The sequence below is a fragment of the Streptomyces rubellomurinus genome (genome assembly GCF_000961885.1).
Classification (GTDB): Bacteria; Actinomycetota; Actinomycetes; order Streptomycetales; family Streptomycetaceae; genus Kitasatospora; species Kitasatospora rubellomurina.
On sequence record NZ_JZKH01000060.1, the window covers coordinates 1 to 20,005 of the forward strand.

General features: G+C 73.1%; 20 protein-coding genes. 13 read left to right on the forward strand and 7 right to left on the reverse strand.

Going from position 1 to position 20,005, the window contains the following annotated elements; translation table 11 throughout:
* Both VM95_RS25315 and VM95_RS25320 read left to right on the forward strand, forming a co-directional pair.
* The coding region (locus VM95_RS25315; protein WP_045700596.1) for an RHS repeat-associated core domain-containing protein at positions 1 to 1,341 on the forward strand (1,341 nt) is incomplete at its 5' end.
* A gap of 97 nt (positions 1,342 to 1,438) precedes the next feature.
* Entirely contained in the window at positions 1,439 to 3,229 is a 1,791-nt protein-coding gene (locus tag VM95_RS25320) for a hypothetical protein (protein ID WP_045700598.1), read from the forward strand.
* On the opposite strand, the gene VM95_RS25325 is transcribed toward VM95_RS25320, so the two are convergent.
* From VM95_RS25325 to VM95_RS25335, 3 genes are all read right to left on the reverse strand, one after another.
* A complete protein-coding gene (locus VM95_RS25325) occupies positions 3,216 to 4,004 on the reverse strand; it encodes an SDR family oxidoreductase (RefSeq protein ID WP_045700600.1) in 789 nt (262 codons plus the stop codon). The two genes, VM95_RS25320 and VM95_RS25325, sit on opposite strands and share 14 nt — an antisense overlap.
* Positions 4,005 to 4,090: 86 nt before the next feature.
* Entirely contained in the window at positions 4,091 to 4,666 is a 576-nt protein-coding gene (locus VM95_RS25330) for a TetR/AcrR family transcriptional regulator (protein ID WP_045700602.1), read from the reverse strand.
* A gap of 95 nt (positions 4,667 to 4,761) precedes the next feature.
* Complete coding sequence (locus VM95_RS25335) at positions 4,762 to 6,894, reverse strand: tetratricopeptide repeat protein (protein WP_045700604.1); 2,133 nt, start codon at positions 6,892 to 6,894, stop codon at positions 4,762 to 4,764.
* 221 nt (positions 6,895 to 7,115) lie between these two features.
* Between VM95_RS25335 and VM95_RS39080 the strand changes: the two genes are divergently transcribed.
* The 8 genes from VM95_RS39080 to VM95_RS25375 all read left to right on the forward strand — a co-directional run bounded on the left by VM95_RS39080 (position 7,116) and on the right by VM95_RS25375 (position 14,814).
* Positions 7,116 to 8,846, forward strand: coding sequence for a serine/threonine-protein kinase (locus VM95_RS39080; RefSeq protein WP_157882197.1), 1,731 nt, complete (start codon positions 7,116 to 7,118; stop codon positions 8,844 to 8,846).
* A 196-nt stretch (positions 8,847 to 9,042) separates the two neighbouring features.
* Positions 9,043 to 9,516, forward strand: a complete 474-nt coding sequence (locus tag VM95_RS25345) for a hypothetical protein (protein ID WP_052706967.1) — start codon at positions 9,043 to 9,045, stop codon at positions 9,514 to 9,516.
* Between the two features lie 457 nt (positions 9,517 to 9,973).
* Positions 9,974 to 10,981 (forward strand): hypothetical protein, encoded by a 1,008-nt coding sequence (locus VM95_RS25350; RefSeq protein ID WP_045700606.1) that lies wholly within the window; start codon positions 9,974 to 9,976, stop codon positions 10,979 to 10,981.
* 170 nt (positions 10,982 to 11,151) lie between these two features.
* Positions 11,152 to 11,532: a hypothetical protein gene (locus VM95_RS25355; RefSeq protein WP_157882198.1), complete on the forward strand. Its 381-nt coding sequence runs from the start codon at positions 11,152 to 11,154 to the stop codon at positions 11,530 to 11,532.
* Between the two features lie 7 nt (positions 11,533 to 11,539).
* Entirely contained in the window at positions 11,540 to 12,037 is a 498-nt protein-coding gene (locus VM95_RS25360) for a hypothetical protein (protein WP_045700610.1), read from the forward strand.
* The gene (locus VM95_RS25365; RefSeq protein ID WP_157882199.1) at positions 12,034 to 12,927 is read left to right on the forward strand and encodes a hypothetical protein; all 894 of its coding nucleotides are present in this window, start codon (positions 12,034 to 12,036) and stop codon (positions 12,925 to 12,927) included. The genes VM95_RS25360 and VM95_RS25365 overlap by 4 nt, the downstream gene beginning before the upstream one ends.
* Entirely contained in the window at positions 12,924 to 13,628 is a 705-nt protein-coding gene (locus VM95_RS25370) for an ABC transporter ATP-binding protein (RefSeq protein ID WP_045700614.1), read from the forward strand. The genes VM95_RS25365 and VM95_RS25370 overlap by 4 nt, the downstream gene beginning before the upstream one ends.
* Complete coding sequence (locus tag VM95_RS25375; RefSeq protein WP_045700616.1) at positions 13,603 to 14,814, forward strand: ABC transporter permease; 1,212 nt, start codon at positions 13,603 to 13,605, stop codon at positions 14,812 to 14,814. The genes VM95_RS25370 and VM95_RS25375 overlap by 26 nt, the downstream gene beginning before the upstream one ends.
* A gap of 55 nt (positions 14,815 to 14,869) precedes the next feature.
* Here VM95_RS25375 and VM95_RS25380 read toward each other — a convergent pair whose 3' ends face one another.
* Positions 14,870 to 15,289, reverse strand: a complete 420-nt coding sequence (locus tag VM95_RS25380) for an RICIN domain-containing protein (RefSeq protein ID WP_045700618.1) — start codon at positions 15,287 to 15,289, stop codon at positions 14,870 to 14,872.
* A 241-nt stretch (positions 15,290 to 15,530) separates the two neighbouring features.
* Between VM95_RS25380 and VM95_RS25385 the strand changes: the two genes are divergently transcribed.
* Positions 15,531 to 16,169, forward strand: coding sequence for a flavin reductase family protein (locus tag VM95_RS25385; protein ID WP_045700621.1), 639 nt, complete (start codon positions 15,531 to 15,533; stop codon positions 16,167 to 16,169).
* Positions 16,170 to 16,343: 174 nt separating this feature from the next.
* Here VM95_RS25385 and VM95_RS42755 read toward each other — a convergent pair whose 3' ends face one another.
* Positions 16,344 to 17,018 carry a hypothetical protein gene (locus tag VM95_RS42755; protein ID WP_045700623.1) on the reverse strand — a complete coding sequence of 225 codons (675 nt, stop codon included), beginning with the start codon at positions 17,016 to 17,018 and terminating at the stop codon, positions 16,344 to 16,346.
* Positions 17,019 to 17,101: 83 nt separating this feature from the next.
* A complete protein-coding gene (locus VM95_RS25395; RefSeq protein WP_063773562.1) occupies positions 17,102 to 18,013 on the reverse strand; it encodes a carboxymuconolactone decarboxylase family protein in 912 nt (303 codons plus the stop codon).
* A 133-nt stretch (positions 18,014 to 18,146) separates the two neighbouring features.
* Between VM95_RS25395 and VM95_RS25400 the strand changes: the two genes are divergently transcribed.
* Together VM95_RS25400 and VM95_RS25405 are read left to right on the forward strand one after the other, a co-directional pair.
* A complete protein-coding gene (locus tag VM95_RS25400) occupies positions 18,147 to 18,725 on the forward strand; it encodes a TetR/AcrR family transcriptional regulator (protein ID WP_045700625.1) in 579 nt (192 codons plus the stop codon).
* A 58-nt stretch (positions 18,726 to 18,783) separates the two neighbouring features.
* Positions 18,784 to 19,197, forward strand: coding sequence for a DUF3592 domain-containing protein (locus tag VM95_RS25405; RefSeq protein WP_157882200.1), 414 nt, complete (start codon positions 18,784 to 18,786; stop codon positions 19,195 to 19,197).
* A 122-nt stretch (positions 19,198 to 19,319) separates the two neighbouring features.
* Here VM95_RS25405 and VM95_RS25410 read toward each other — a convergent pair whose 3' ends face one another.
* Positions 19,320 to 20,003 carry a RibD family protein gene (locus VM95_RS25410; RefSeq protein WP_045700629.1) on the reverse strand — a complete coding sequence of 228 codons (684 nt, stop codon included), beginning with the start codon at positions 20,001 to 20,003 and terminating at the stop codon, positions 19,320 to 19,322.
* Positions 20,004 to 20,005: the final 2 nt, after the last annotated feature.

Here is a 20,005-nt window from a genome sequence, read left to right on the forward strand (position 1 = left end):
ACGCTCACCCTGGCCACCGACGAGATCACCCTCGACAGCGCGGGCACCGTCAGCAACGTCCGCTCCCTCCCCGCCCCCGGCGGCCTGACCTTCACCCGCTCCACCACCGCCGACGGCGGCAGCACCGTCCGGATCCAGGCCGCCGACCCGCACGGCACCAACGGCCTCCAGGTCGGCACCGACGCCGACATGACCGTCACCCGCCGGGCCACCGACCCCTTCGGCAACCCCCGCGGCACCCAGCCCGCGGCCGGCCAGTGGGCCGGCACCAAGGGCTTCGTCGGCGGCAGCAAGGACGACACCACCGGGCTCACCAACCTCGGCGCCCGCCAGTACGACCCGGCCACCGGCCGCTTCATCAGTCCCGACCCCGTCCTCGACCAGGCCGACCCGCAGCAGTGGAACGGCTACGCCTACAGCGACAACAACCCCGTCAACCTCTCCGACCCCAGCGGCCTGCACCCGATCGACAGCTGCGGCGACTCGTCGTTCTGCCAGACCCCGGACGGCAGCAACGTCCACGAGGTCTGGACGTCGAACCACGGCGTCTGGACCGAGGTCGTCCACGACGTGACCCCGCCGACCCCCAAGCCGACCACCACGGGCACCGGCATCTTCTCCACCAAGAAGTGGTGGCCGACGAACAACCGGACGGACGACCCCTGCCCGGCGAGCAAGAAGATCTGCGGCATCTCCCAGACGCTCTCCGAAGGCCTCCAGGTCTGCGCGCAGGTCGGCTGCGGGGTCTACAGCGTGACCAACTACCCCCACAACGACGACCGGGCGCACGACATCCTCCGCGCGTGGCTCACCGACACCTTCGACAACCCCGACGTGGTGAACTTCGGCGCGGGCGACCCGCTGACGACCGACCTCGCCAAGCAGGCGGAGGTCAAGAAGCTCACGGGCAAGCTGCTCGACAACTACCAGGCGAAGGGGAAGGGCGCGATCCACGAGGACCTCAACGAACCGTACGAGGACTACGGACCGGGCGGGAACCCCGTCCTCGGCATCGCCAACGACGTCGTCGGCGTGCTGACCAACGGGCACGTCGGCACCAACTACGAGTCCAAGTCCATCCTCGGATCGTTCGTCGTCCACGGAAAGATCACCAGTGTCGAGCCGCCCCGGAAGGACGGCTACCGCGTCGTCAACATCACCTTCACGGTGGACGACCACTGGGACTGGAACTCGGCGACCAAGGTGAAGCCCAAGGGGTGGAACCCGCAGCCCCTGCCGGGGTTCAACGGCCACGACTTCATTCCGGGGAGGGCCATCGGGGCCCACTTCGAGTGGGGGTACCGCACCATCCTCTTCCCGGACGACAAGGTCTGCGGATAAGGACCCCGCGCACGAGGAGCCCGGAAGGCGTACGCGCCTCCGGGCTCCTCGGCCGTTCACGGCACGGGCGATCCCCATGATCGCTAAGCTTCCGAGGATGGCGACGGCCGGGGAGGGTGGCGTGCGGGACGGGTGGATCAGGGTGCCGGTCGGGGACGACGCCGAGCGGTGGGCGACGCGCGGCGGGTGCCGGCGGGTGCTGCTGATCGTGCACAACGTGACCTCGGCGACCCGGCTGCTCGACGTGGTCGGGCTGTTCCGGGACGACCTGCGGGTGCAGCTGCTCGCCACCTGCCCGGGGACCTCGCCGTTCCGCTCCGGGACGGCGGAGCTGCTGGCGGCGCTCGGGGTGCCCGTCCTGCCCTGGGAGCAGGCGCTGGAGCTCGGGGCGGAGCTGGTGGTCTCGGCCAGCTTCGGTGGCCAACTCGAAGCGGTGAAGGGCAAGTTGGCCGTGCTGTCGCACGGCGTTGGCTACAATAAGAGGCTGGCCACACCGGACACCGGACACCGGACACCGGACACCGGACACCGGACACCGGACACCGGACACCGGACACCCGGCCGGGCCGCTCCGCTGTTCGGGCTCTCCCGGGAGTGGGCGCTCGCCCCGGACGGCTCCCCCGTCGCCGACGCGCTGGTGCTCTCCCACCCCGTCCAGCTGGACCGGTTCCGCGCCTCCTGCCCCGAGGCGGCCGGGACGGCGGTGCTCGGCGGTGATCCGTGCTTCGACCGGATCCTGGCCGCCCGCCCGCGCCGGAAGGCGTTCCGCCGGGCGCTGGGGGTGCGCCCGGGCCAGCGCCTGGTGCTGCTGAACTCGACCTGGAACCCCACCTCCCTGTTCGGCGGCGGCGGAGGCGACGGCGGCGGCGACAGCGAGCAGGACGACGTCCTGGCGCTGCTGTTGCGCGCCCTGCCCGAGCTGCCGGTGGACGAGTACCGGGTCGCCGCCGTCCTGCACCCCAACGTCTGGCACGGCCACGGCCCCGGGCAGGTCCGGCTCTGGCTCGACGGCGCCGCCCGGGCGGGCCTGACCCTGGTCGATCCGGTGGCGGACTGGCGGCAGGCGCTGATCGCCGCCGACGCCGTGGTGGGCGACTTCGGCTCGGTCAGCTACTACGCCGCCGCGCTCGGCACCCCGGTGCTGGTCGCCGCGCCCGGCCCGACCGTCATCGAACCGTCCTCGCAGGTCGCCGAGTTCGTCCGCGAGGCGCCGCGCCTGGACCCGTACGGGCCGCTGCGGCCGCAGCTGGACGCCGCCCTGCGCGGCGGCCGAGTGCCGCCCGGCCCGGCGCAGTTGACCAGTTCCTGCCCCGGCGGGTCGGCCGCGCGCCTGCGGGCCCTGTTCTACGGGCTGATCGGCATCCCGGAGCCGGCCGCGCCCGCGCTGCTGGACCCGCTGCCGCTGCCCGCCCACCGGCCGGGTCTCGTCACCGCGCCGCTGCGGGTGCTCACCGAGGTGGGCGGCGGCGCGGTGACGCTGCGCCGGTTCGCCGCCGCCCGGTACGAGCCGGACGGCCCCGGCCACGGGCACCTGGCCGTGCACGAGGACACCCTGGACCCCGGCGCGCTGGCCCTGGCCGACCTGATCGTCCAACACACGCCGCCGGGCCTGGCCGAGGACCCGCGCCTGGGCACGCCCCGCCAGTGGGCGGCCGAGGCTCTGTCCCGGCACCGCTCCTGCTCGCTGGCCGCCCTGGTGACCGGGCCGGAGACCGGCACGGTGGTCGACCGGGCGGGCGGCGCCTGGGAGTTGAGCACCGCCGGCCTCGACCCCGCCGCGGCCGCCTCGGCCTGGCTGGCCCGGCGGGCGGCCCACGGCGAGCCGCCCGCCGAGCTGGCGGTCCGCGTCGGCGACGCCGTCCACCGGGTGGCGGTCAGGCGGTCTTGATCGTGCCGCCGTCGATGACGTGGTCGGCGCCGTGGATGTTGGCGGCGCGCTCGGACAGCAGGAAGGCGACCAGGTCGGCGACCTCCTCGGGCTCGGTGAAGCGCCCCGAGGCGACGCCGAACTGCCCGGGCAGGGCCGCCAGCAGGTCGCCGTGGCCCACCCCGGACGCGGCGGCCACCTTGCCGCCGAGGCGGTCCGGGTCGGTCCACTGCGGACTGACCGTCAGGCCCGGGGAGACGGTGTTCACCCGGACCCCGCGCGGCGCCAGCTCCTCGCTGAGCCGCTTGCCGAACTGGGTCAGCGCGGCCTTGGCCTCCGCGTAGCCGACCGGCGCGCCGGCGGGCATGCGGGCGTTGATCGAGGAGATGTTCACGATCGCGCCCCGGCGCTCCAGGAGGCTCGGCAGCGCCGCCTTGGTGGTCCACATCGCGCTGAACAGGTTGAGGTCGAAGATCGCCTGCCACTGCTCGTCGTCGCCGTCCAGGAACCCGCCGATGGACATGCTGTCCGGGTCGCCCGCGCCGACGTTGTTGACGAGGAAGTCGATCCCGCCGACCGCGGCGAGCGCCTGCTCGACGACCGACCGCGCCCCGTCGCGGGTGCTCAGGTCGACGGACACCGCCGCGGCGGCGACCTCCGCCAGCTCGGGGGTGACGGTACGGGCCGCTCCCACCACCCGGACGCCCTCCGCGGCGAGGGTCCGCGCGATCGCGAGGCCGATGCCGCGACTCGCGCCGGTGACCAGCGCGGTCCTTCCGTTGATGCCGAGGTCCATGAGCTGCCCTTCTCGAATGACGGATTCTTGAACTTGAGGTCTAAAATTCGGGCGCGAAAAAGGGCCGCCGCAGCGGCCCGCGCGCCTCAGAGGCCGGCCAGGGCCGTGTCGATGATCCGGTACAGGACCGGCCGCTCGAAGGTCTTGGCCATCACGCGCAGCCCCGCGGAGGTGTTCTGGAGGAACTGCGCCTGCGCCCGGGCGTCGACGCTCCGGTCGACGTCACCGTCCAGCTTCCCCCGTTCGATGCGGGCGGTGAGCAGCTCGATCATGCGCTCCTCGATGCGGTGCGCCGCACGCGTGGCCTCCTCGTCCCGCCCGCCGAGTTCCTCGACGGTGTTCTGGGCCAGGCACCCGCGCCGGACGGGCCCGTCCAGGTCCGCGTCCACGAGCAGGACGAGGAACGCGCGGATGCGCTCCCTGGCGGTGCCCGGCCGCGAGAGCACCTCCTCGGTCAGCTCCGTGCCCATCCGGCCGTAGAGGTCCAGCGCCCTGCCGAACAGCTCCCGCTTGGAACCGAAGGAGTGGTACAGGCTGCCCTTGGCCACCCCGGTCGCCTCGGCGAGGTCGGCCGGGGACGTGCCGGCGTAGCCCTTGGTCCAGAACGTCTCCATCGCCCGTGCGACGACCACGTCCGGTTCGAAGTTCTTCGGCCTGCCCATGCCGTGACCGTAGCGAGTAGTTGACCTTGAGGTCAACTACTCGATCCGCGCGCGGTCCCTGCCGCCGGTCGGCTCGGTCCGCCCCGCCCGCTGGCTCAGTCCGTCCCGTCCGCCGCCAGGGTGCGCAGCACCGCCAGCGGCGCGAGGTGGAAGGTGGCGCCCTGGCGCTCCAGCAGGGCGCCGGCCTCGTCGAGCAGCGGCCGGGCGAGGGTGCCGTGGCCCTGCTCGATCAGCGCCTGGGCGAGGTCGGTGAGCGCCCGGGCGGTGTTGTAGCCCTCGCCGGTGCCCCGGAAGTACGCCACCGCCTCCTCCAGCGCGGCCCGCGCCCGGTCGAAGCGGCCGAGGCCGCGCAGCGCCCGTCCCCGGTGGCGGCCGAGCAGGGCGCGGGCGCGCGGCAGGTCGGCGTGGCCGGTGTCCTCGGCGCCGATGCCGGCGAGCAGGGCGAGCGCGCGGTCGAAGCAGTCCAGGGCCTCGGCGTGGCGCCACTGCCGCAGCCGCAGCAGGCCGAGCGATTCGACGGCGGTGGCCCGGCCGCGCAGGTGCCCGTCCTTCTCCTCCGCGTCCGCGGCCAGCTGCAGGTGCCGCTCGGCCTCCTGGTACTCCTGCAACTCGACCAGGGCGAGCGCGAGTTGGCCGTGCATCCGGCCGGCCGTGCGGGGCGGTGTGCCGGGCGCGGCGGCGGCCCGGGCGCCGGCGCGCAGGGCGGGCAGCAGTTCGTCGTGCCGGCCGGCCTTGAGCTGGACGGCCCACAGCGCCTCGACGAGCTGGCAGACCAGCTCGGGCGCGGCGAACTCCTCGGCGGCGCGGACGGCTTCGACCAGGTTGGGCAGCTCGGCGCCGAGCGCCGCGAGCGCCCGCGCCTCGTCCGGGTAGCCGTCCGGGCCGAGCTCCGCGTACAGCGGGCCGAGGTGCCAGCGCTGGGGCAGGGCAGCGTAGTCGGCGGCGACGGCGAGGCGCAGCAGGGTGTCGACGGCGCGGGTGACGGCGGCGGCGCAGGCGGCGAGCCCGTCCTCGCGGACGGCCAGGGCCTCGGCGTGGCGGCGGACGACGGGGCGGTAGTGGTGCCGGCCGTCGACGGTGGTCTCCAGCAGCCCGGCGTCGGCGAGTTCGGCGAGGGCGGCGGCCGCGTCCGGCTCGGCGAGACCGGTGGCGGCCGCGGCGGTGCGCGCGGTCAGGCCGGGCCAGGGGCGCAGGGCGCAGCGGCGGTAGGCGAGGGCGGCGTCGGGCGACAGCTGCCGGTAGCGGTCCTCGGCGGCGGCCTCGGCCGGGTCGGCGGGCCGTGCGCCCGGCGTGGGCCCGGCCGCGGGGGCTTCGGCCAGGCTCGGCGCGGCGGCCCGCAGGGCGAACGGGTAGCCGGCGCAGCGTTCCAGGACGCCGGGCAGGGCGGCCTTGGCGGCGGTGACGGCGGGCTTGCCCGCGAGCTCGGTGAGCAGGCGGCGGGCGTCCTTGTCGGCGAGCGGGCCGACCGGGACGGTCACGGCGTCGAGCCCGGCGAGCGGGCGGCGGGCGGTGATCACGGTGAAGACGCCGGCGGCGGCGGTCAGCAACGGCCGTACCTGGGCGGCGGAGTGGGCGTGGTCGAGGACGACCAGGAGGCGGCGGGTGGCGAGCAGGGCGCTGAACAGGTCGGCGCGGTCCTCGACGGTGGCGGGCACGTGCTCGGCGGGCACGCCGAGGCGGTGCAGGAAGCGGCGCAGCACGGTCGCCGGGTCGGCGGCGCCCTGCGGGCCGGCGGCGCGCAGGTCGGCGTACAGCTGGCCGTCCGGGAAGCGGGCGGCCTCCCGGCTGCCCCAGTGGATGGCGACGGCGCTGGTGCCGATGCCGTCCGGTCCGTGCAGCAGGGCCTGCCGGGGGCGGCCGTCCGGCTTGCGGCCGCCCTCCTTGTCGAGGGCGGCGAGCGGGCCCTTGCGGTCGGTGAAGTAGCGGGTGGAGGCGGGCAGCAGGCGCGGGACGGCGTCCGCGCGCCCGGGGTCGTCGGACGGCACACCGCTCATCCAGGCGGCGAGGGCCCGGGCCTGCGCCGGGTCGTTGCGGGCGCCCTCGACGAGCAGCCGGGCGACGGCCTCGCGCTCGCCGGCCCCGCTCGGCGCGACGATCTGGCGCCCGGTCGCCCGCTGCACCAGCCCGCCGAACGCCTCCCAGGCCCACTTCCCGGCCTCTCCGGCCATCGACGAACTGACCGCCCCCAACACCCCCGAGACCGCCGAGATCGACAGCGGATCGACCATGCCCCAACCCCCAGCACCACGCGCGGCAGGCCCCGGCCCTCCGCCTACGTCTCCTGACCCCGCCAACGGTAGCGTCTACGCTCAGCTGCGCGTTCGGCTTCGCCGGGAACGGCCGCCCGGGTGTGGGATGCTCTGCCGCGATCCGGACGCGTGCCGGTCATGTGGCCGGTGAGGTGGCCGGTCATACGGTCTGTCATTCGGTCTGTCAACGGGGGACGATCTTGCGAAGTGGGCTGCAACTGGCCGGGCGGTACCTGCTCCAGGACCAGCTGGGACGCGGCGGCATGGGCGAGGTCTGGCGCGGCCGGGACGAGCGGCTGCGCCGGCCGGTGGCGGTGAAGATCCTGCCGCTGGCCGCCGAGGCCGAGCGCGACGCCGTCGCCCGGTTCCGCCGGGAGGCGGAGATCGCCGCAAACCTCAACCACCCGGGCATCACCACGGTGTTCGACATCGACGAGCACGTCGAGGAGACCGGCCGCGCGCTGCTCTTCCTGGTCATGGAACTGATGCAGGGCCGCGACCTGCACGCGGAGATCGCCCGGCACCCGGGCGGCCTCCCGATCGAGCGGGTGACGGAGCTCGGCCGGCAGGTCCTGGAGGCCCTGGGCGCCGCCCACGAGCAGGGCGTGACGCACCGGGACATCAAGCCCGCCAACCTCTTCCTGCTGGCCGACGGCCGGGTCAAGGTCTGCGACTTCGGCATCGCCCGCCTCGCCGACGCCACCCGGATCTCCTCCACCGGCAGCATCGCCGGGACACCGCTCTACATGGCCCCGGAGCAGATCCAGGGCGGGCGCACCGACCAGCGCACCGACCTGTACGCCTTCGGCTGCGTGCTGTACGAACTGCTCACCGGCACGGCCTGGGTGGACACCGGCTCCGGGGTCGCCGCGCTGCTGTACCAGCACCTCAGCCGGCTGCCCGTGCCACCGAGCAGCAGACGCCCGGAGGTTCCGGAGCACCTCGACCGGCTGGTGCTGGGCCTGCTCGCCAAGGATCCGGCCGACCGGCCGGCGACCGCGGCGGCGGCCCTGGCGCTGCTGGGCGGGCCGGACACGTCGGGCACGTCGGGCGCGCCGAACGCCGAGCAGCCGCCCGTCGACGCCCCGCCCGTCGAGCAGCCGCCCGTGGACCCCACTCCCCCGCCCGTCGGCCCGACGCCGCCGCCCGTGCACCCGACGCCACCCCCCACCGCGCCGGCCACGGCGGCGGACCCCGCCCCGCCGCGCCGCAGCGGCTGGCGGAGCACCGCGCTCATCGCCGCCGTGATGGTGCTGGCCACGGGCGCCACGATCGCCTACGAGGTCAGCCAGGGCTCCGGCTACCCCGACGTCAACTCGCCGCACAAGGACGAGACCCCGTCCGGGGCCCTCCTGACGCCGGGCGAGACGGCCAGGATCCCGTTCATCTACGACACCGGCCCTGGCACCGGCCGGGCCAGCTGGGAGCGCATCACCCTGGGGGTCGCCGTCACGTCCATCACCCGTGACCCGGTGCCGAACGCCCCGGCCGGCTTCGACTCCTACTGCGTCCGCTTCAGGCTGACCAACCTCGGCAGCAAGGACATGCCCGCCCAGCTGCCGGTCGACGGGTGGAGGAGCCTCGACGTCGGCCCCACCGACTCGTTCGCCGGCGGCGTGCTGGGCCTCATCTCCGACCAGACCGTCCGGGGCAGGCCCGCCCTGCTGCTGGAGGGGGTGCTCTCGGACGGCAGCCTCACCAGCGAGGAGCACGCCACCGGCCCGCACCCCTCGACCATGGCCGTCGAGTCCCCCGGCTGCCGCCACCACGACCCGGGAAAGCTCGCCCCAGGCCAGTCCGGCGAGCAGGGCACGGTCGTCCACGTCCCCAGCGGAAGCACCCTCGTCGGCGCCCGCTGGACCGAGCCGACCACCGTGGTCGACAAGGACAGGGGCACCTACACCGTCCAGTGGAACGCCTCGCCGACGTAGCGGCTCGGCGGGGCGGGACGGGACGGATGGCGAGGTTCCGGCCAAGGTTGCGCGCCATTCACCCCAGCTGACGGATTCACGGGATCGTCAGCTGGGCTTCGTGCTACAACCTTCGACGGGCCGCAACTCCCTTTGTCCGCCCGCCTGGTACCGCATGTCCGGTAGTCCCCGCGCCACACCTCACCTTGGGAGAGCCATGTCTTCCGCACGCATCCGCCCCGTCCGCCTGTTACTCGCCGCCCTGGCCGCCGCCGCCCTGCTGTTCTCGGGCGCGGTCACCGCGACCCCCGCGAGCGCCACCGCCAGCAGCCTCGACGGTGCCTGGGCCTGCAGCGTCCCGACCGGGTACGTCTACGACCAGGTGCAGATGAACCGCAACTGCAGCGGCGGCGGCAGCTGGGGCTCGCCGCAGTTCCACCTGCGGACCCCCGTCGACGGCCTGACGGCCTGCGTGAGTTCGCCCGGCTTCACCTACGACTACATCAGCTGGGGCTCCGCCTGCAGCCAGATCGCCGGGGTCCAGTCCAACCAGTACCACCTGCGCACGCCGTACAGCGGCCTCTGGTCCTGTGACGTCCCCGCCAAGTTCACGTACAGCGCGACCACCCAGAACCTCGACTGCGCCATCGTCCAGGGCGTCCCGACCACCAAGTTCCAGCTGCTCGGCTGAGCCCTCCGCGTCGAAGGAAGGGAGCAGGAAGTCGGCCCGGCCGACTTCCTGCTCCACCCGGGGGCGCGCACGCCGCGTCGAAGCTCGCCCCCTTCGCACTCCAGACGAGCAGCGCGTCGTCGAGCCCACCGCTGTTGAACAGTTGCACGCAGCAGAGCCTCATCAACTCGGTGTTTCCCTCACCCTGCGCCCGCCGCTCACGCTCGGTGTGCTCCGCGAGCAACGCGCGAACCTCGTCGAGCCGCGCACCACCGGGACGCAGCCCGAACCGCCGCAGGCTCTCGTCCTCGTCCATCCGTGGCCTCCCTCGATCGTCCGGCACCGACCTATCGTCCCGGAAGCCTCCCCACCTCGGAGGGGCGGTTGCGGTTGAGTCTCCGTTCGCCGTTTCCCTCCCAGGCGCGACCGGCAGCTGTCACATTGGACCGTGACTCGCTGGTCGGACTTGGGAGTTGGGATGAGCGCGGGGGACGGTACCGACCTGGTCGGAGCGGTGGTCGCGGCGTTGGCGCAGGCGGCGTCGAGCGCCGCAGGTGCGGCGGGGACCGCGCTCGGCGCGGAGGCGACGAGCTGGGTGCTGCAGGGGCTCGGGCGGTTGCCGCGGTGGGCCCAGGCGGCGCAGCGGGTGGAGTCGGCGCCGGAGGACGATGCGGCGAGGCAGCAACTGGCGGATGCCGTGGGTGAGTTGCTCAGCCTGCAGCCGGAGTTGGCGGAGCGCCTGGCGGAGCGGCTCGCGGCGGGATTGCTGCCGACCGCATCGCCGCTGCCGCCCGCGCCACCGGCCGTCACGGTCGGCGAGGGTGCGCACATCGGCGGTGCGGGGCAGACTGCGGTGGGAGGTTCGGGGCACACCCTCGTCGGCGGGGACGTGCACAACAACGTGGTCAACAAGCGGGGCAGCACCGGCGTCGTCGTCGCGACGCTGATCGTGGTGGCAGCCCTGATCGCGCTCGGCATCCACTTCCTCGGCGGGTCCGGGTCCGACGCGTTCGCCGCACGTCTGCCCGACTCGGTGGAAGGTGACGCGCTCAGGGCTAGTTCCGCGAGCGATTGGGAGGCGACTCGGGCCGACCTCGTCAAGGGCGGCCTGGAGAACCCGCAGACAGCGGCCTACGGCATCGTTCCGGAGGTCTCCACCAGCATGGCGCTGGGCGGCGACGACCACGCGCCTCGCTGGGTCGTCTACCTCGGGGACGCGACGTCGACCTTCCAGCGGACGTTCGCCGAGTCGCAGAAGGAGCTGAGGAAGTTCGCCGCACACCCGGAGCAGGTCCCGACGTCACTCCCCGGAACGATGTACTGCTACACCCCCGAAACGAAGAACCCCAACGACGCGAGCGACCTCCGCATGCGGAGTTGCTCGTGGCTCGACGACAAGCACGCGATCATCGTCTACGGCCGGGGGAATGACACGAATCTCATGGCCGGCGTCATCGAGCGGATCTACCACGGCACCGAGCGCTGAGGGGCTACGCCCGCCACGACGAGTAGTCAATCGCCGGACAGAATGACGGATCCCGTCCATTGCGTGCGGTAAATCAGCCTGATAGCTTCGAATGTGCTCGGCGGGGGGGTGCTTTCCCCTGCCGGGGACTGCACGACTTCTCGCGCCACTCCACCTGAGCAAGGGGAAGCATGCGTAAGTCAACAAGAGCCTTCGGCATCACCGCGATGGCGATCTGCGCCGGAATCATGGCCGCCTCCCCGGCGGCCGCGGACTGCGTCTCCATTTCGGGCACCTGCCCGAACAACGGCGGTTGGTACACCTCGTCCAACGTCCGGTACGTCTCCGGGTTCCTGAACTACATCGGGGCCTCCTTCAACTCGTTCCCGGACGGAATGCAGTTCTACATCATCGACTCCCACGGCACCTCACACGGCGTCATCAACGCCTCCAGCAGCTTCCAGTACCTGTCCTGGGGCGACGTGTGGGTCGGCGAGTCCTTCCAGAACCGGTACGGCAACGCAGGCTACGACTGGGCGGGCTACTCCTTCTCCGGGCAGGAAACGTACTGAGCCGCGGATGAAGAACCGTTCCTGCAGGCAGGCGGCGGCCCTCGCGGTTGCCGCCCTGTCCCTCGCCGCCTGCGGCACCGGCCCTGACCACGCCCGGGGGCCGAACCAGCCGGCCGTCGACGCCGCCGGTGCCGCCAGGGAGTTCACGGCCGAGGAGAAGAACCTCGCCCTCGCGCCGGGGCACTCCTGGCCCGCCGATCCCACGCCGAAATCCGTCGCCGACGACGGGCACGGCATCGTCTACCAGCCCGGGTACGGAACCACCCGCGCGGACCTCTTCTGGTTCTGCACCTGGGAGCGGCGCTTCGTCGATCCCGGCACCTCCGACGCCGACCGGCAGGCGACGCTGAACACGATGCTGACCGTCCGCTCGACGTATTTCTACAAGAACTCGCTCGAACCGGCCGACAAGAAGTTCTTCGACGGAATCCTCGACAGCGCCGGCCTGGGCGACAATTCGAAAGTGCAGAACGACATTCGGAACTGCCCGGCGGACAGTCAATGATCCGTCGCCGTGCGCGAATTATCGCCGTGGTCTCGGTGGCCGCCCTCGTCGCCGTCGCATTCTCCGCCTGGCAGTTCCTCGGCCCCGCCGGCGATCCGCGGCCGTCGACGGCGGCCGGCGGCTCCGGGCCGGCCGCGGCTCCCCCGCGGACGGTCGCGGTGACCAGGGGCGACCTGACCGAGGTCGTCACCCTGCACGCGGTCGTCAACGCGCTGCCCCAGTTCTCCGTCCTCGCGACGGCGCCCGGGCCGCTCGCGCGGACGGACGTCGGCCCGGGCCAGGCGGTCGCCGCGGGCCGGCCGTTGTTCACCAGCGGGGGCGTCGGCGTGGCCGCGCCGGCGGCCGGGACGTTCGTCAAGTGGCTGGTGGCCGAAGGGGCTCCGGTGAGTGCCGGGGTGCCGGTGGCCGTCGTGGCGTACCCGGGCTTCGCCGAGACGGCGTCGGTGCCGCCCGATGCCGCGTACCGGTTGCTGGACGGCCGGATCTCGGCGCGCGCCATGATCACCGGCGGGCCCGGGCCGTTCGACTGCACGCTGGTCCAGGCGTACTCGGACGCCCCCGGCAACAGCAACACCACCGGGGCCGGCCCGGCCGGCGTGCCGGTCGTCTGCGCGATCCCGCCCGAAGTCCCGGCGCTGGCAGGCCTGTCCGGGACGGTCGCGGTCAAGAGCGCGACGGCGAAGGACGTGCTCCTGCTGCCGGTGGAGGCCGTGGCCGGGGCCGCCGCCCACGGGGAGGTCAGCCGGGTCGACCCGCGCTCGGGCAGGGCGGAGGTCGTCAAGGTCGGCCTCGGGATCAGCAACGGGACCCTGATCCAGATCACCGAGGGCCTGGCCCAGGGCGACGTGGTGCTGGGCACGGCCCCGCCGCTGGATGCGCGGCTGCCGTGAGCGCACTGGTCGCCGAGGGCATCACGAAGACCGTCCGGCTGCCGTCCGGGGAGGAACTGGCGCTGCTGCGGGGCGTCGAGCTGAGCGTCGAAGCCGGGGAGTCGGTGGCCGTCCTCGGGCGCTCCGGCAGCGGCAAGAGCACGCTGCTCGCCGTCCTGGGCCTGCTCACCACGGCCGACCGGGGCAGGCTGTCGATCAACGGCCGGGACGCCTCGCGGCTCGGCGACCGGCAGCGCGCGGCGTTCCGCAACCGCGAGTTGGGGTTCGTCTTCCAGAACTACTCGCTGCTCGGCCACCTGTCGGCCGCGGAGAACGTCGCGCTTCCGCTGCGGCAGGGCGGCCCGTCCCTCTCCGGGCGCGAGGTCCGGGCCCGGACGGCGCGCGCCCTGGAGGCGGTCGGTCTGGCCCACCGGGCCGCGAGCCGGCCGCGGCAGCTGTCCGGGGGCGAGCAGCAGCGGGTCGCGCTGGCCCGGGCCATGGTCCGCGGGCCCGGCATCATCCTGGCGGACGAGCCGACCGGGGCCCTGGACGCGGACACCGCCGACGAGGTGTTCCGGATGCTGGTCGAGACGTCCGAGCAGCGGGGCGGCGCGCTGGTCGTCGTCACCCACGACACCGCGGTCGCGCGCCGGCTCTCGCGCTCCGTGCGCCTGGTGGAGGGAAGGCTGGTTCCCGATGTGGCGCGCACGCCTGCTGGCTGACGCCGGCCGCGACCTGCGGGCCCACAGGCTCCGCACCTTCCTCAGCGCCCTCGGCCTGTTCGTCGGGGTGCTCGCCGTCGTCGCCGTCACGGCGATCGGCGCCGTGGTCGAGGACGTGTTCGTCGCCAACGCCGAGCAGCACGACGGCCGCCGGGCCACGGTGGGCGTGAGCCTGCCGCTGTCGGCCGTGAACGCGACGGTGCCCGGGATCGTCGACGTGCTGGAGCACCGGGTCCGCGCGGCCGGGGGCGACTACGCCCTCGTCGCGGCGGTGCAGGCCCAGGTGTCCGCCGACGCCGCCGCGACCCGCGCGACGGCGGCCGACGGGTTCCGGCCGCAGCGGATCTCACTCGTGGCCGGCGACCTGGCCGCGATCAGGCGGCTGCCGGTGCTGGACGGCCGCTGGGCCGACTGGCGCCGGCCCTCCCTGCCGGGCGGGATCGTGGTGAACCAGGCGGGACGCGACGCCTACGGAGGGGTGGGAACGGAGCTCTCGGTCCAGCCGAGTCCGCTCTTCGCGCCCTATCCGCAGCGGATCGTCGCGGTGATCGCCGACGGGCTGTCCGCGCCCGAGCTGTACCTGCCGCTCGCCACGGCCGCGTACCTGCAGCCCGGGGTCCTCCCGGCGGACACCACGATCACCGTGCAGGTCCACGCCGCCCGCACCGGTGAGGCGGTGCTGCGGCAGGACCTGGGCGACGTCCTCGCCGACCTCGGGGTCGACGGCTCCGGGATCGAGATCCGCCGCCTGGACACCGTCGACGGCCTGCTGTCCTCCGTGCGGCGGACCCGGACCATGTTCGGGCTGGTGGCGGCCGTCCTGCTGGCGATCGCGGCGCTCGGGCTGCTGAACATCGGCCTGGCCACCGTCCGGGAACGGCACCGGGAACTCACGATCAGGCGCGCCCTCGGCTCCACCCGGGCGCGCATGTTCGCCCTGGTGCTGCTCTCGTCGCTGGCCGCGGGCCTGCTGGCCGCGCTCGCCGCGATCGGCGTCGGCGCCGCGACCGTGGCCGTCGTGATCCCGCGCTTCCTCGACCCCGCCGAGGCGATCAGCCCGCCGGGTTTCCCGGTCGGATCCGCGCTCCTCGGCCTGGCCGCCGCCCTGGCCGCCAGCCTGGCCGGCGGCCTCGCCCCGGCGATCGCCGCGGCCCGCGTCGACATGGCGCACGTCCTGCGCGAGTAGTCCCGGCCCCGCTGCTCCCCGCCCGGCCCGGCCGGGCGAACGGCCACCGGGCCGGTTACGGCGCCGGCTGCTCGCTGAGGGTGAACGTCCACAGCTGGGCGATCGCGTGACTCTCGGGCGCCACCGTGACCGGGCCCTTGCCGCCCTCCGGCGCCGTCCAGCACAAGTCCTGACCGTCCACCCGGATGCGGAACCGATCACCGGATGCCGGCTGGATCGTCCACGCGCCCTCGGGCCGCGCGATCGACGCCATCACCTCGCCGTCCCGGACGCGGACGTACGGGTACACGTCCTGGATCGACAGCCGGACACGGCCGTCGTCGTCCTCCGGCGACACCTCCCACTCCGCTCCGGTCAGGTTGCCGCGCGGCGTCACTTCGATCCGCTGGAACGCGATGCGGATCAGGCCGTTCACCCCCGCGGCCTCGCCGTTCACGGCACTGCGGATGACGTACACACCCGGGTCGAGAGCCATCAGGACAGTCTCCGTTCGTCGACAGGATTGTCGGGCCAACGAGTACCACCAACCTCCGCGGGCAGCCTCGCGAAGCGCCCGGCATTCGCCCCGAACGGGGAATATGACGCATCGTCACATGATCGCGCAGGGCGAAGCCGCGACGGGCCCGGCCAACGCGATGTCGGGTTTCCGCCAGCGCCGCTCCCGCCGCTCGGGGAGGGTCGAGTCGTTCGTCCGACACCCGCGAAAGGCACCGCTCATGCACGTCGTCCCCGGCCTCAAGGTCCTCTACTTCGGAACCCCGGTGGTGCTGATCAGCTCACGCAACGAGGACGGCACCGCGAACCTCGCGCCGATGTCCTCGGCCTGGTGGCTGGGCCAGTCCTGCATGCTGGGCCTCGGCAACAACGCCCAGACCACGGCGAACCTGCGGCGGGAGGGCGAGTGCGTGCTCAACCTGCCGTCGTCGGCGATGGTCGACGCCGTCGACCGGATCGCGCTCACCACCGGGAAGCCGGCCATCGTGGACTACAAGGTGAAGCAGGGCTACCGCTACGAGCCGGACAAGTTCGCGGCGGCCCAACTGACCGAGCAGCCCTCGGACTTGGTCCGGGCACCCCGGGTCGCGGAGTGCCCGGTCCAGCTGGAGTGCCGGGTCGTCTCGGAGCATCCCTTCGGCGTCCCCGAGCCGCACGCCACCGCCTTCCAGGTCGAGGTCCTTCGCGCCCACGTGGAGGAGAAGCTGATCATCCCCGGCACGCACTACGTGGACCCGCTCGGCTGGGACCCGCTGATCATGAAGTTCTGCGAGTTCTTCGGCGGCGGCACCAACGTCCACCCGTCCCGCCTCGCCGAGGGCTGGAACATGCCCCACCAACTCCACTCGGCCACCGCCTGAGCAGGCACCCGGCGCAGATCCGCCGCGGCGGGGACTACACGGAACGGCCGTGGTCCGAGGCGGGTTCCGCGAGCGCCGTGGTGGGGACGGGATCGCCCGTCGAGCCGTGATCGGCGAACGGCGACGGCTGACGGGCCGGCGTCGGGCCGGCCCCGCCGCCGCGTGGTTCAGGGGTCAGGACGTGCCGGTGGTCGAGAGGGCGCCCAGGACGAATTTGTGCGTCCGTGCGGCTGCTTCGTCGATCGGGACGTGCTTGCCGTCCGGCGGGAAGAAGTCGACGACGCCGATCGCTCCGTAGTTGGCCCAGAAGCAGGTCGTCATGGGGAAGGTGTCGCTGACGTTCTGCTGGCACTTCACCACCGAGTCCTTGGTGGTGAAGGACTTGGGCTCGCCGACCGGCTTCCGGCCGTAGCCCTGGGCCAGGTGCATGGTGTGGGCGAAGACCTTGTCCAGCGAGGCGGCGGGGTCCGCGACCTTCTCGTACAGAGTCGTCCGGGTGGTGAGGTTCGGCACGGTCGCCCGCATCCCGCCCTTGCTGAGGGTGATGCGCGTCGCGCCGAAGCAGGAGACCATGCCGGACTCGGAGTCCATCTTGATTTCCGGCAGGTCGTCGTCGCCGGCGACCAGCATGTCCAGGTCGTTGCCGAAGTGGAATCCCCCGTTGCCCCTGTCGCAGGTCATACCGTCCAGCGCGGGCACCCTGATCGACTCGTACCGCGCTCCGGTGTCGGCAGCGAGCTTCTCCGCCTGCGGTGGAGCATCCTTCTTGTCCCCACCGCCCGACCCGCAGCCCGCGGCGAGCACGCCGACGGTTGTGACGGCGGCGAGAATCCCCCAGGTGTTCTTCATGGCCGATCTCCCCCGGTAAATGATCATGAAGGCATCCTAGGGGACTCCCGGAATGCCACTGGGCGGCCGCTCGCAGACGGCCGTCAGCGCCGGGCCTCGTCGGCGTCGTGGGCGGCGGCGTCGTGGGCGGCGGCGTCGTGGGCGCCCTGGGCGTCGCGTTCGGCGAACACCTCCCGGGCGGTGGCCAGGGCGTTGAGCGCGGCAGGGAACCCGGCGTAGGCAACGATCTGGATGATCGTCTCCACGGCCTCGGCGCGGGTGCCGCCGACGTTGAGCAGCCCGTGCAGGTGGACGCGCAACTGAGGTGCGGCGGTGCCCAGGGCGGCCAGCGCCGCGACCGTGGCCACCTCGCGCAGCTTGAGGTCCAGCCCGGGGCGCGGGTAGACGTCGCCGAAGGAGAACTCCACCAGCAGCCGGCCGAAGTCCGGGGCGATGTCGGCCAGGGAGTCGACGACCTGCTGCCCGGCGTGCCCGTCGATCCGCTCCAGGGCCTCCAGCCCGGCGGCGTACCGCTGGTCCGAGGTGCGCCGCGGGTCGACCTGCGAAGGCGCGGGGGTCGTGTCCAGGTCGGGGCGGGCGGCGAAGGCGGCCCTGGCGACGGCCAGGGCGTTGAGCGCGGCCGGGAACCCGGCGTAGATCGCGATGTGCGTGATGGTCTCGACGATCTCGGTCGCGGTCACGCCGACGTGGAGGGCGGCGTCGATGTGGAACCGCAGCTGCGGCGCGGCGGTGCCCTTGGCCGTCAGCGCGGCGATGTTGGCGACCTGCCGCTGCGTCAGGGTCAGCCCGGGCCGGGTGTAGATGTCGCCGTACCCGAACTCGGCGGTCAGCCGGGCGAAGTCCGGGGCGATGTCGGCCAGGGAGTCCAGCACCCGCTCCCCGGCCGGTCCGGCCACGGTGCGCAGCACGGCGAGGCCCTTGGCCAAGCGGTTCTCGTCGACGGACGAGGCAGTGGACGAGGCAGTGGACGGGGCGGTGGTGTCGGTGGGGGTCACGGTGGTCGTTCCTGTCGGGTCGGGGCGACGAGCTTCACATTACGAAACGTTCCGTAACGTGAGCTGAAGCTATGCCACCCGCACCGGCCTGTCAAAACGGAACGTTCCGTCACGTCTGGGCTACGATGAAGCCATGACCGCCGAGCCCAACCCCGACCGCCGCAGCCAACGCGCCCGCCGCGCCATCCTGGACGCCACCTTCGACCTGGCGGTGGCCAACGGCTACGCCAAGCTCACGATCGAGGCCATCGCCGCCCGGGCGAAGGTCGGCAAGCCCACCATCTACCGCTGGTGGCCCTCGAAGGGCGCGGTCGCCCTGGACGCGCTCAACGAACGGATCGGCCACACCACCGACTTCCCCGACACCGGCGACATCGCCGCCGACCTCGCCCACCAGATCACCGCCGTGGCCGCGATGTTCCTCGGCGACGTCGGGGCGGTCTACCGCGGCATCATCGGCGAAGCCCAGCACGACCCCGCCCTGAACGCCGCCGTGCGCGCCACCATCATCGAACCCCGCGCCCAGCAGTGCGCCGCCCGCCTGGACGCCGCCGTCGCCGCCGGCCAGCTCCGCGCCGACCTCCCGACCCGCAGCATGGTCGACCTGTTCTACGGCCCGCTCTACTACCGCTTCCTCCTCGGCGACCCGGCCGGCGTGCCACAGGTCCCGGACCTCGTCCCCGAGATCATCAACGGCCTCCGGCCCGCCTGACCGGCAGGGAGACGAAAACGTGAGGGCGCCATCGCCGTACGGCCTCTAAACTCCGGCCGTGAGTCCCCTACTTCTGGTGTTCGGATCCGCCACCGGCACGCTCGCGGGCTGCCTTGCGCGGGAGACCCACCGGGTGCACGTGATACGCAACCGCGGCGTCCGGACCACCGGTTGGGTCGACCGCATCCGCACCGACACGGACGGGGACGGCGATCTCCAGCACTTCCCCGTGGTCCGCTTCGAACTCCCGGACGGCACGGAGATCGAGGCGGGGAGCGCCACCGGGATGCCGCACTCCTGCTCGCTCGCCCCGGGCGACCCGGTGGAAACCGCCTACCACCCCCGCCAGCCCGAGAACATCGTCATCATCGGCTTCGACTGGCCCGCCAACCCCTGGGTCTTCGGCCTGTGCACCCTGCTGTTGGGCGGCTTCTCGGCAACCATGCTCTGGGACGGCTTCCACATGCCCTGACCCCGGTGGCCCTTCGCTCCACCGAGCGAAGGGCCACCGGGGTCAGGGGGTGTGGTGGTCGAACTCGCCGGCTTCGATCGTGTCAGCACGCGACCATGAACACCTGCGGTCAGAGCACCAGCTCAGACCGAGACCTCCTTCGGCGCATAGCGCAGCAGCACCACGTCGCCCACTGTCCGGGCGTCGAGCAGCTTCATCCGGTGGGTGCTGCCACCAGGAAACTCGGCCGGGTGGACGAAGCGCGGTGCGCCGGCCTCACCGACCAGCAGCGGGGCCACGGCCAAGTGGATCTCGTCGGCCAGGCCGAGGCTCAGGAACTGGGTGTGGATCTGGCCGCCGCCCTCGACCATCAGGCGCTCCACACCACGGGCCGCCAGGTCTTCGAGCATGAGTCCGAAGTCCACCGTGTCGCCGGTGGAGACCACGTCGGCCAGGCCATCAAGGGTGTCGCACAGCTTCAGCGCCCCGGCGTCGGTCGTGTAGACGACTTTCTTGTCGCCGAAATGCCAGAACTTGAGGTCGCGGTCGAGGTCGCCGCTGGCTGTGACGGTGACCTTGAGCGGGTACTCCGGCTTCCCGGCCGCGATCCGAGCAGCCCGGCGCTCGTCACTGTTGACCAGCAGGCGCGGGTTGTCGCTGCGCAGGGTGTTGCCGCCGATCAGGATGGCGTCCGACTCGGCCCGCACCTGGTCCACCCGGTCGAAGTCGTCCGCGTTCGACAGCAGCAGGCGCTGCTGCGAGGTGTCATCGATGTAGCCGTCGATCGAGGTGGCAACGCTCAGCAGGACGAAAGGGCGCTCGGCCATCA